At 67.8% G+C, this 10576-nt stretch carries 8 protein-coding genes; 5 read left to right on the plus strand and 3 right to left on the minus strand.

Going from position 1 to position 10576, the window contains the following annotated elements; translation table 11 throughout:
• Nucleotides 1-279: 279 nt before the first annotated feature.
• The 3 genes from ACWGE0_RS22205 (at nucleotide 280) to ACWGE0_RS22215 (ending at nucleotide 4879) form a co-directional block, all read left to right on the plus strand.
• Nucleotides 280-3975: a multifunctional oxoglutarate decarboxylase/oxoglutarate dehydrogenase thiamine pyrophosphate-binding subunit/dihydrolipoyllysine-residue succinyltransferase subunit gene (locus ACWGE0_RS22205; protein WP_452262802.1), complete on the plus strand. Its 3696-nt coding sequence runs from the start codon at nucleotides 280-282 to the stop codon at nucleotides 3973-3975.
• Nucleotides 3976-4054: 79 nt separating this feature from the next.
• A complete protein-coding gene (locus ACWGE0_RS22210; RefSeq protein ID WP_319966305.1) occupies nucleotides 4055-4237 on the plus strand; it encodes a DUF6104 family protein in 183 nt (60 codons plus the stop codon).
• Nucleotides 4238-4366: 129 nt separating this feature from the next.
• Complete coding sequence (locus tag ACWGE0_RS22215) at nucleotides 4367-4879, plus strand: RICIN domain-containing protein (protein ID WP_452262803.1); 513 nt, start codon at nucleotides 4367-4369, stop codon at nucleotides 4877-4879.
• 61 nt (nucleotides 4880-4940) lie between these two features.
• Here ACWGE0_RS22215 and ACWGE0_RS22220 read toward each other — a convergent pair whose 3' ends face one another.
• Nucleotides 4941-5933, minus strand: coding sequence for an aldo/keto reductase (locus ACWGE0_RS22220; protein ID WP_452262804.1), 993 nt, complete (start codon nucleotides 5931-5933; stop codon nucleotides 4941-4943).
• Between the two features lie 155 nt (nucleotides 5934-6088).
• Between ACWGE0_RS22220 and ACWGE0_RS22225 the strand changes: the two genes are divergently transcribed.
• Nucleotides 6089-7258 (plus strand): S8 family peptidase, encoded by a 1170-nt coding sequence (locus ACWGE0_RS22225; protein WP_452262805.1) that lies wholly within the window; start codon nucleotides 6089-6091, stop codon nucleotides 7256-7258.
• A gap of 49 nt (nucleotides 7259-7307) precedes the next feature.
• On the opposite strand, the gene ACWGE0_RS22230 is transcribed toward ACWGE0_RS22225, so the two are convergent.
• On the minus strand, nucleotides 7308-8192 hold the full coding sequence (locus tag ACWGE0_RS22230) for a hypothetical protein (protein WP_452262806.1): 885 nt from the start codon (nucleotides 8190-8192) through the stop codon (nucleotides 7308-7310).
• Between the two features lie 178 nt (nucleotides 8193-8370).
• On the opposite strand from ACWGE0_RS22230, the gene ACWGE0_RS22235 reads away from it, so the two are divergent.
• Nucleotides 8371-9543, plus strand: a complete 1173-nt coding sequence (locus ACWGE0_RS22235) for a S8 family peptidase (RefSeq protein WP_452262807.1) — start codon at nucleotides 8371-8373, stop codon at nucleotides 9541-9543.
• A 129-nt stretch (nucleotides 9544-9672) separates the two neighbouring features.
• Here the strand turns inward: ACWGE0_RS22235 and ACWGE0_RS22240 are convergent, their stop codons facing one another.
• Complete coding sequence (locus ACWGE0_RS22240; RefSeq protein WP_319968487.1) at nucleotides 9673-10554, minus strand: hypothetical protein; 882 nt, start codon at nucleotides 10552-10554, stop codon at nucleotides 9673-9675.
• Nucleotides 10555-10576: the final 22 nt, after the last annotated feature.

Genomic DNA, 10576 nt, shown 5'->3' on the forward strand with positions numbered 1-10576 from the left:
AGAGCCCCCGTGTTGCACCCGTCGTGAACTGATCACTGCTCTCGGTGCGTATGCCCGTCCAACAGCTCAGTGAGGATTACCCGAAAGGGAGGCGACGTAGTGAGACGCACATCAAGAACTGCTCAACTGCGGGTGACGCCGGGGCCGTCCTGATCGATCCTGTGACAGACCACTCCTTGCCAGGTACCTCCAGCGTGTGAAGGGCCGGGCCAGGGGGACTAACCTGACTACCGCATGAGTCAACACCAAGAGCGAGATGGATAGAGGCGAGCGCGAGCCGTGTCCAGCAGCAGTCCTGCGTCACAATTCGGGCCGAACGAGTGGCTCGTCGAGGAGATGTACGATCAGTTCCTCGCGGACCCGTCATCGGTAGACCCGGCGTGGCATGACTTCTTTGCCGACTACAAGCGTGCGGGCGGCAACGGCAGTACCGCCACGGCCAGCGAGGGTGGTTCCACGACCACCAAGACCGCGACCGTGACGCCGCCGGCCGCCGACAACGGCAAGGCCGCGCCCGCCGCGCCCAAGCCGGCCGCGCAGCCCAAGCCCGCGGCCACGCTGCCGCAGACCGGCAAGCCCGCGCCCCAGCAGGCCGCGAAGGCCAAGCCGGTCACGCAGAGCGCACAGAGTGCGCAGCCGGAGCAGAAGCAGCTGCGTGGTGCCGCCGCCGCGATCGCGAAGAACATGGAGCTCTCGCTCACCGTTCCGACCGCGACCAGCGTGCGCGCCGTGCCCGCCAAGCTGCTGGCCGACAACCGCATCGTCATCAACAACCACCTGAAGCGGACGCGCGGCGGGAAGGTCTCCTTCACGCACGTCATCGGCTACGCGGTGGTGCGGGCGCTGCAGGCCTACCCGAACATGAACCGGCACTACGCCGAGGACAACGGCAAGCCGTTCGTCGTCACGCCGGACCACGTGAACTTCGGCCTGGCGATCGACCTGCCCGGCAAGGACGGGCAGCGCACGCTGGTCGTCGCGTCGGTCAAGGGCTGCGAGAACATGACGTTCACGCAGTTCTGGCAGGCCTACGAGGACCTGATCCGCAAGGCCCGGTCCGGTTCGCTGACGGCCGACGACTTCTCCGGCACCACGATCTCGCTGACCAACCCCGGCACGATCGGCACGAACCACTCGGTGCCGCGGCTGCAGGCCGGTCAGGGCGCGATCATCGGTGTCGGCGCGATGGAGTACCCCGCGCACTTCCAGGGCACCAGCGAGCAGGCGCTCACCGACATGGGCGTCAGCAAGATCATCACGCTGACCTCCACGTACGACCACCGCATCATCCAGGGTGCGGAGTCGGGCGAGTTCCTGCGGCGCATCCACCAGCTGCTGCTCGGCGAGGACGGCTTCTACGACGACATCTTCGCGTCGCTGCGGCTGCCGTACGAGCCGATCCGCTGGGTCGCCGACATCCCAGAGGGCGCTGTCGACAAGACGGCCCGCGTCATCGAGCTGATCGACGCGTTCCGCACCCGCGGCCACCTGATGGCCGACACGGACCCGCTGAACTACCGCCAGCGCAGCCACGCGGACCTGGACGTGCTCAGCCACGGCCTGACGCTGTGGGACCTCGACCGCGAGTTCCCGGTCGGCGGGTTCGCCGGCCAGGAGCGGATGAAGCTGCGCGACATCCTGGGCGTGCTGCGCAACTCGTACTGCCGCACCGTCGGCGTCGAGTACATGCACATCCTGGAGCCGGAAGAGCGCCGGTGGATCCAGGACCGCGTCGAGGTTCCGCACGAGAAGCCGCCGGCCACCGTGCAGAAGTACATCCTCAGCAAGCTGAACGCGGCTGAGGCCTTCGAGACGTTCCTGCAGACCAAGTACGTCGGTCAGAAGCGGTTCTCGCTGGAGGGCGGCGAGACCGTCATCCCGCTGCTCGACGCGGTGCTCGACAAGGCCGCCGAGCACGAGCTCGACGAGGTCGTCGTCGGCATGCCGCACCGCGGCCGCCTGAACGTGCTCGCGAACATCGTCGGCAAGCCGATCTCGCAGATCTTCCGCGAGTTCGAGGGCAACCTCGACCCCGGCCAGGCGCACGGCTCCGGCGACGTGAAGTACCACCTCGGTGCCGAGGGCAAGTACTTCCGGATGTTCGGCGACGGCGAGACCAAGGTGTCGCTGACCGCGAACCCGTCGCACCTCGAGGCCGTCGACCCGGTGCTCGAAGGCATCGTGCGCGCCAAGCAGGACCTGATCGACCGGGGCGGCGACTTCTTCCCCGTCCTGCCGGTCGCCATGCACGGTGACGCGGCCTTCGCCGGTCAGGGTGTCGTGGCCGAGACGCTGAACCTGGCGCTCGTGCGCGGCTACCGCACCGGTGGCACGGTCCACATCGTCGTCAACAACCAGGTCGGCTTCACCACCGCGCCGGAGCACTCGCGGTCTTCGAAGTACTCGACCGACGTCGCGAAGATGATCGGCTCGCCGGTCTTCCACGTGAACGGTGACGACCCCGAGGCCTGCTACTGGGTCGCGAAGCTGGCCGTCGACTACCGCCAGGCGTTCCACAAGGACGTCGTGATCGACATGGTCTGCTACCGCCGCCGCGGCCACAACGAGGGCGACGACCCCTCGATGACGCAGCCGGCGATGTACGACGTCATCGACCAGAAGCGCTCGGTCCGCAAGACCTACACCGAGTCCCTGATCGGCCGCGGCGACATCACCGTCGAAGAGGCCGAGAAGGCGCTGCAGGACTTCTCCAGCCAGCTGGAGCACGTGTTCAACGAGGTCCGCGAGCTCGAGAAGCACCCGGTGACGGTCAGCCCGTCGGTGGAGGCCGAGCAGCAGGTCCCGGCGAAGCTGCCCACCGGCATCTCGCGCGAGGTGCTGGAGCACATCGCCGACGCGCACGTGAACCTGCCCGCGGACTTCACGCCGCACGCCCGCGTCAAGCCGGTGCTGGAGCGCCGCGCGAAGATGGCGCGCGAGGGTGGCATCGACTGGGCGTTCGCGGAACTGCTCGCGCTCGGCTCGCTCTCGATGGAGGGCCGCAAGGTCCGCCTGGCCGGTCAGGACTCGCGCCGCGGCACGTTCGTGCAGCGCCACGCCACCCTGGTCGACCGCAAGACCGGCGACGAGTACACGCCGCTGCAGAACCTGTCGCCGGACCAGGGCAAGTTCATGGTCTACGACTCGGTGCTGTCCGAGTTCGCGGCGGTCGGCTTCGAGTACGGCTACTCGGTCGCGAACCCGCAGGCGCTCGTGCTGTGGGAAGCGCAGTTCGGCGACTTCGTCAACGGCGCGCAGCCGATCATCGACGAGTTCATCTCGTCCGGTGAGGCCAAGTGGGGTCAGCGTTCCGACGTCGTGATCCTGCTGCCGCACGGCCACGAGGGCCAGGGCCCCGACCACACGTCGGGCCGCATCGAGCGCTGGCTGCAGCTGTGCGCCGAGGGCTCCATGACCGTCGCGGTGCCGTCGACCCCGGCGAACTACTTCCACCTGCTCCGCCGCCACGCCCTCGACGGCGTCGACCGGCCGCTCGTGGTGTTCACGCCGAAGTCGATGCTGCGCCTCAAGGCCGCGGTGTCCGGGACCGACGAGTTCATCAACGACCGCTTCCAGTCGGTCATCGACGACCCGACGATCAAGGACGAGAACGCGGTCACGAAGGTCCTGCTGTGCAGCGGCAAGATCTCCTACGAACTGCACGCCGAGCGCGAGAAGCGCGGCGGCGGCGACGTGGCGATCGTGCGCGTCGAGCAGCTCTACCCGGTCCCGGCCCGCAAGCTGACCGAGACCCTGGAGCGCTACCCGAACGCGAAGGACGTCCGCTGGGTGCAGGAGGAGCCGGCGAACCAGGGTGCCTGGCCGTTCTACGGTCTGGCCCTGCCGGAGCTGCTGCCCGAGCACCTGGGCACCGTCCGCCGCGTGTCGCGCCGCCCGATGGCCGCCCCGTCGGCCGGTTCGAGCAAGGTGCACGAGGTCGAGCAGCGGGAGATCATCACCCGCGCGTTCGAGTGATCACCGTTTGACCGAAACGAGCCGCCGGACCCACTGGGTTCGGCGGCTCGTTTTCTTCAGCCCTCACAGGAGTTTTCCCATGTACTTCACCGACCGCGGCATCGAGGAGCTCGAGAAGCGGCGCGGCGACGAGGAGATCACCTTCACGTTGCTCGCCGACAAGCTCCGCGCCTTCGTCGACGCCAACCCGGACTTCGAGACGGCCATCGAGCGGTTCGCGACCTACCTGGCGCGCGACGACCAGGACGACTTCGAGGACTGACGAAGGCTCTCCTTTTGGGAGCTTTTGGCTTTTTGCCGACGTTTTTGAGCACCCCGATGCTCAGGCACTCCCCCTCGCGGCGCCGCGATGATCAGGTTGTTCGATCACCGCAGCTCCTGAGGGGGAGTCTTGTTCAAGAAGATGATGATCGCCGCCGCGACGCTCGCGATGGTGGCGCTGCCGGCAGTGGCCTCCGCGGCACCGGCACCGGTGGGCGCGCAGGCCGTGGCCGGCCCGTACGTGCTGCAGGTCGGCACTCCGCCGGGCCGGGTCCTGGAGGTGTTGCGCAGCCAGGTCAGCACGAACGGCGGCCTGGTCCGGCAGTTCGACCGCGACGGCTCCGACGAGCAGAAGTGGCTGTTCTTCGACGACCGCACCATCAGGCCGCTGCTGGACACCACGATGTGCCTCGACGCCAACCCGAACGAGAACTGGGACGGCGGCAAGGTGTGGGTCTGGAAGTGCAACGGCACCGCGTTCCAGAAGTGGGCGCAGGCACCGGGCCTGGCCAACACGCTGCAGAACGAGCACAGCCTGAGGTGCCTCGACGCCAACCCCAACGAGAACTGGAACGGCGGCAAGATCTGGCAGTGGCGTTGCTGGGGCGGCGCTCCGCAGAGCTGGAAGCGCATCCCGGTCTGACCTGAGGGCGTCTGCAAGTACTGCCAACTGGCAGTCGGTGGTACTTGCAGACGCCCAAGCCCTACCAGGCGTAGGCCTCCGGGGCCGGCTTCGAGCCGTTCGGCGCCGGTGCCGGGAACAGCTCGTCCAGCTTCCCCAGCACCTCCGCGTCCAGCTTCAACTCCGCCGCCCGCAACGAGTTGTCGAGCTGCTCGACGGTGCGCGGCCCGATGATCGGCGCGGTGACCCCGTCCTGGTGCAGCAGCCACGCGAGACCGACGTTGGCCGGGTCCTCGCCGATCTCCGCGCACAGCTTCTCGTAGGCGTCGATCGTGTCGCGGTACTTCTCCAGCGCGTCCGCGGACCGGCCGGACGAGCTGCGAGAGCCACCGCCCTCGCGCTGCTTGCGCAACACCCCACCCAGCAACCCGCCGTGCAACGGCGACCAGGGGATCACGCCGAGCCCGTAGTGACGAGCCGCCGGCAGGACCTCCAGCTCGACCCAGCGGGTCATGAGGTTGTAGATGGACTGCTCGGAGACCAGGCCGAGGAAGCCGCGGGTGCGCGCTGCTTCCTGCGCCTGGGCGATGTGCCAGCCGGCGAAGTTCGACGAGCCGAAGTAGATGACCTTGCCCTGCTGGCGCAGCACGGAGAAGGCTTCCCAGATCTCGTCCCACGGCGTTTCGCGGTCCACGTGGTGCATCTGGTACAGGTCGATGTAGTCGGTCTGCAGGCGCTTCAACGACGCGTCGGCGGCGCGGCGGATGTTCAGCGCCGACAGCTTGGTCTCGTTGGGCCAGTCGCCCATGCTGCCGTAGAGCTTGGTGGCGACGACCGTCCTTTCGCGACGGGTGCCGCCCTGGGCGAACCAGTTGCCGATGATGTTCTCGGTGACGCCCTCGCCCTTCTTCCAGCCGTAGACGTTGGCCGTGTCGAAGAAGTTCAGGCCGTGTTCGTGGGCGCGGTCCATGATCGCGTGGCTGTCGGCCTCGGTCGTCTCGGGACCGAAGTTCATCGTGCCGAGGCACAGGCGGGAGACGGACAGGCCGCTGCGACCGAGGTTCGTGTACTCCATGCGTCCACCCTGCCTCGCGGCGCGGCATTGTGCCACGTGGAGTTGCTCCAGCTCGCCACAGATTTGACAGTATTGAAGGCCAAATTTTCTCACCTGTCATTTCACTCACTCGTGAAGTTACGTTCATCGCGTTCGACCCTGCCAGGAGGAACTCGATGAGAACCAAGATCTGCATTGCTGCGGCATTGATCGCAACCGCCATCTGCACTCCGACCGCCAATGCGGAAAAGGACGTCATCGGCACCGGGGACGCCGTGGCGAACAGTTACATCGTCGTGCTCAAGGACGGGGTCAGCGCCTCCCCGCAGACCCTGTTGAGCAAGTACAAGGGCGCGCTCAAGCGGACTTACCGGGCCGCTCTCAACGGCTTCTCCGTGCGGGACATGTCCGAGAAGCAGGCCAGGCGTCTCGCAGCCGACCCCAGGGTCTCCTACGTGCAGCGCAACCTCCTGGTGAAGACCCAGGACACGCAGCACGGCCCGGCATGGGGGCTGGACCGCATCGACCAGCGCCACCTTCCGCTCAGCGGCACCTACACCTTTCCTGACCGCGCGGCGGCGAATGTGCGCGCCTATGTCATCGACACCGGAATTCGAACGACCCACGTCGATTTCGAGGGACGCGCGTCGCACGGTTACGACTTCGTCAACGACGACCCGATCGCGGATGACTGCAATGGACACGGCACCCACGTCGCGAGCACGCTCACAGGCAGGACCTACGGTGTGGCCAAGCGGGCGCAGGCCATCGGGGTCAAGGTGCTCGGCTGCAACGGTTTCGCCGAGGCGGACAGCGTCGCCATGGGCATCGACTGGGTCACCGCGAACGGCATCCGCCCCGCGGTGGTCAACCTGAGCCTCGGCGCCGTGGGCCGCAACCAGGCTCAGGAGGACGCGGTCAGGCGGTCGATCGCGGCCGGGTTCACCTACGTGCTCGCAGCGGGCAACGACGGCATCGACGCCTGCGACTTCACTCCCGCCTGGGTTCCCGAGGCGATCACGGTCGGCGCGACCGACCGCAACGACAACCGCGCGGCGTTCCGCTGGCCCGAGTCGTCGAACCACGGGCGCTGCGTCGACCTCTGGGCGCCAGGCGGGAACATCCAGGCCGCGTCGTTCGCGAACAACTTCGCCACCGAGTTCAGGGGTGGCACGTCGATGGCGGCACCGCACGTGGCCGGCGCCGCGGCGCTGTACCTGAGCGCGAACCCGAACGCGACGAACCAGCAGGTGCGCGACGCGCTCGTGAACGGCGCGACGACGACCGCCAACCTGCGCGACCTCCGCATCGGATCGCCCAACAGGCTGCTGCACATCGGGAACTAGGGGAACAGAACCCTCGATGTACAGCTGTGGGAGTAGCGAGCGAGGGCCGCTACTCCCACTCCCACTTGATGCCGTAGACGACACCAGCTTGGGCTTCGCGCACCACGAGGTGCGCGGAGGCCGTGGTGCCGATCCACAGCTCTCCCGTCTCCACGTCCGGCGCACCCGGCTCGGTCCGCATGAAGCTGTGGCACCGCGCGGGCACCGCACCGGGATGGAACTCGACCTCCAGCACGTAGTCGCGCTGAGCGCGAACGAACCGGCGGTCCGCCGAGACGCTGTCCGCGCCGGGATCCGAGGTGTACCTGAGGTCGACGAGCGCGGTCTCCCCCGCCCGCAGCACCCGGTCGAGAATGACCTCGGCGACGATCAGCTTGTTGTCCGCGTCGCTGCGCACCCTGCCGATGCGGCACGACTTCTGCGCGAAGATCTCGCCGGGCGAGTGGTCGGTGTCGTCCGCGGTCCGCGCGACGAGGATCCTGTCGACGCCGTCCTCGAACGCCTCGATCACCGAACTGGTCCGCATCTCGATCTCACGCCGGTCCGGTCCGATCACCGCCACGTCCCGGACGGTGAGGTACTTCGCCGGGTACGGCAGCAACTTGTCGACACGGGCGAGCTCACGGCCGAGGTCGATCGCGGCCTCCTGCCAGATCCCCTCCAGGGCGGCGGCCCGCTCGACCCACCGGCCGCGCGGCCGTTTGTCGCCGAGGCTGCCGGTCAACGCGCCAGGCGCCAGCTTCAGGATCTCTTCGAGAGCGGCGACCGCGACGAGCGACTCCGGCCGTTCCGGACGGCTGCGGCCACGGCGCCAGTAGCTCAGCGTCGACAGGCTCACCTGCACACCGCGCAGTTCGAGGTGGTGCTGGATCCGCTCCAGACTGAGGCCGCTCGCCTCCACGGCCTTGGCCAGCGCCTCGGCGAATTCCTGCATGGAGGAATGCTACGGCCCGTGATCGAAACCGGCCCGCCCAGCACGGCGAGTGCACAAAACCGAGGTTCGCCACAGTTTTGACAGTATTGAGAACTGAAGTTTCGAACCTGTTATCCGGAGCACAACTCGCGTTAGTTTCTTGGTGTTCCCCAGTTCATTCCCTGCCAGGAGGAACCCCATGGCACTACGGCGTCATGTCGCCATTGCGGCGGCATTCAGCATTGCTTCCACGGCGATGTTGACGCCCACCGCGATCGCTGAGGAAGCAGTGCTGCCCGGTGCGGGCGCACAGGCGGTCGAGGGCAGCTACATCGTGGTGCTGAAGGACGGAGCGCGCACCCCTGCCAGCGCGTTGGCGTCCCGCTACCAGGGCTCTCTCAAGCACACGTACAGCACCGCACTGCACGGCTTCTCCGTCACGGGGATGTCCGAACGACAGGCGCGGCGGCTCGCGGCCGACCCCGATGTCGAATTCGTCGAGCGCAACACCTTCGCCACCATCCAGGAGACCCAGTCGAACCCGACCTGGGGACTCGACCGGATCGACCAGGCGAACCTGCCGCTCAACCAGTCCTACACCTACCCGAACACCGCGTCGAACGTGACCGCGTACGTTCTTGACACCGGAATCAGGAAAACGCATTCCGAATTCGAGGGCCGCGCTTCCGACGGTTACGACTTCATCGACAACGACGCCGTCGCGCAGGACTGCCAGGGCCACGGCTCGCACGTCGCCGGCACGATCGCGGGCAGGACGTACGGCGTCGCGAAGAAGGCGAAGGTCGTCGGCGTCCGCGTGCTCGACTGCAACGGCAGCGGCGCGTGGGACGGCATCATCCGCGGCATCGACTGGGTGACGGCGAACGGCAAGAAGCCCGCTGTCGTCAACATGAGCCTCGGCGGCAGCGGCACGAACAGCTCGCTGGAGAACGCCGTCAAGCGGTCGATCACCGCGGGCTTCACCTACGTGCTGGCCGGCGGCAACAGCGGCCAGGACGCGTGCAACTTCACCCCGGCCCGCACGCCGGAGGCGATCACGGTCGGTGCCTCCGACCGCGCCGACAAGCGCTCGATCTGGTCGGCGGGCTCGTCGAACTACGGCCAGTGCCTGGACATCTGGGCGCCTGGCAGCGACATCGTCTCCGCCTCGCACAGCAACGACACCGGCACACGGTCCATGGGCGGCACGTCGATGGCCTCACCGCACGTCGCGGGTGCGGCCGCGCTCTACCTGAGCACGAACCCGAGCGCGACGCCCGCCCAGGTGCGCGGCGCGCTCGTCGGCGCGGCCACGCCGAACAAGCTGACCGACATCAAGACGGGTTCTCCGAACCTGCTGCTGAAGGTCTAGGAAGCTTGCCGTCGCCGCTCCCCTGCGGCGGCGACGGCCATCCTGGCGCCCTCGATGACCAGGCCGAATGCGGCTCGGCCTGACGCATCGATCGACTGGGGGCGCTTGCGGTGGGAGCGGGAGTAGCGGCTACTCCCACTCCCACCGCACTCCATAGATTCCGGGCTTCGAGTTCCGCACGTGGATGTGCGTGGACGCGGTCGTCCCGATCCACAGGTCGTTCAGCGCGGTCTCGGGTTCGTGCAGCGATGGCCGGGCGAACTCGTAGCACCGCGCCGGCACCGCGTCCGGGTGGAAGTCGATCTGCAGCGTGTACTCGCCCACCGGCCGCAGGAACCGCCGGTCGCAGACCTCGCTGTCCGCACCGGGTTTCATCCGGACCGTGTAGTCGACGAGGGCCGTCTCGCCCGCTCTGAGCATCCGGTCGAAGAGGATCTCCGCGACGAGGAACCCGGTCGAGTCCTCACTCCGGACCCTGCCGAGCCGGCACGGCGGCCCCGCCTCGATCGTCGGCACGCCGAGGTCCGTCGCATCGGCGAGCTGGATGGCCAGGAACCTGTCGACACCGTCCTCCAGCGCCTGCACGACGCCGGTGCAGTGGTTCAGGACCTCACGGCGGTCCGGCCCGATCACCTGCCGGTCCTGCACGCTGAGGTACGTCGACGCCGTGGGCTGCAACCGGTCGATCCGCGCCATGACCTCGCCGAGATCGGTGGCGCGGGAGTCCCACATGTCCTCGAGGGACATCGACTGCCCGACCCAGCGCCCTCGTGGCCGCTTGTCGCCGAGCCGGTCGGTGAGAAACCCCTCCCCGAGGTCGAGCAGCTCCTCCAGCGCCGCGACGACCTTCAGCGACTCAGGGCGCTCCGGACGGCTGCGGCCGCGGCGCCAGTAGCTGAGCGTCGAGATGCTCACCTGCATGCCGCGGGCGGCCAGGTGGTGCTGGATGCGTTCGAGACTGAGGCCGCTGTTGTCGACGGCTTTCGTCAGGGCCTCGGCGAAATCCACCACGGTGCCACCGTACGGTGCCGAA

Source organism: Lentzea sp. NPDC054927 (assembly GCF_053610285.1).